Below are 1,240 nucleotides of genomic sequence, written 5' to 3' on the forward strand. Positions count from 1 at the left end.
CTGCGGCGCCTCCGCGAGCGCCGCGGCGACGACGCCGGCGCCGACGCAGACGCCGCCGGCCGCCCCACGAGCGAGCGGAACGCGCCGCCGGAGCCCGAGGCTCCCGGCGGCGCGCCCACGGACCCTGGCCGCTAGGGCAGCTGCCCGAGCGTCACCTCGGCCTCGGCGCGCTCGCCGCCGCGCTGGTACGTCACCGTCACGGTGGCGCCCGCGGCGTGCGCGCGGACCTGCGCCGTCGCGTCGACGGCGTTCGTCACAGCCGCGCCCTCGATCTCGGTGATCACGTCGCCCGGCTGCAGGCCGGCGGCCGCCGCCGCCCCGCCGTCCGAGAGCTCGCGGATCTGCGCGCCGACCGTCCCGACCGACGCGTCGCGCACGTCGCTCACGGTCGCCCCGAGGAGCCCGTGGGTCGCCTCGCCGGTCGCGATGATCTCCTCGACCACGCGCTGCACGAGGCTGGCCTCGATCGCGAAGCCGATCCCGATCGAGCCCGACGCCTGCCCCTGCCCCATGCTCGCGATCGCGACGTTGACGCCGATGAGCTGGCCGGATGCGTTGAGCAGCGCGCCGCCGGAGTTGCCTGGGTTGATCGACGCGTCGGTCTGCACGACCGGGATCGAGATGTCCTCCTGCGCGGCCTGCGCACCGTCCTCCTGCCAGAAGCCGAACGGCGACTGCTGCGACTGCTGGTCGTCGTCGGGCGCGGCGCTCGACGCGATCCGGAGGCCGCGGTCGACCGCCGAGACGATGCCGTCCGTCACCGAGTTCGACAGCCCGAGCGGCGCGCCGATCGCGACCGCGGTGTCGCCGACCCGCACGTCGTCGCTCGAGGCGAAGGTCACGACCGGCAGCTCCTCGTCGACGCGCAGCACCGCGAGGTCGACGACCGGGTCGGTGCCGACGATCTCGGCGGCGAGCAGCCGGCCGTCCTGGGTCTCGACGGTGATGGATGCGTCGGCCGACTGGCCGTCGAGCGTCACGACGTGGTTGTTGGTGACGATGTAGCCGCCGGCCGCGACCACGACGCCCGAGCCCTCCCCCGAGCCGGCGTTCGACGACGCCTGGACGGTGACGACGGATGGCCCGGCGGACGCGGCGACGTCGGCGATCGTCGCGGGGTCGGAGACAGGGGCGGCCGAGACGTCGCCGCTCGTCGGCGCCGACTGCGTCTGGGGCGCGGACTGCTGCGCGGCGAGCGCGCCGCCCCCGAAGCCGGCCGCGCCGCCGAGCAGCGCCGCCC

Annotated in this window: 1 protein-coding gene; it reads right to left on the reverse strand. The window is 76.2% G+C overall.

Annotation, left to right across the window (positions count from 1 at the left end):
- Window positions 1-131 precede the first annotated feature (131 nt).
- A partial coding sequence (locus NWP09_RS12905; protein ID WP_258275897.1) for a S1C family serine protease occupies window positions 132-1,240 on the reverse strand: 1,109 nt, incomplete at its 5' end.

It is taken from the genome of Agrococcus sp. HG114, assembly GCF_024723325.1.
Classification (GTDB): Bacteria; Actinomycetota; Actinomycetes; order Actinomycetales; family Microbacteriaceae; genus Agrococcus.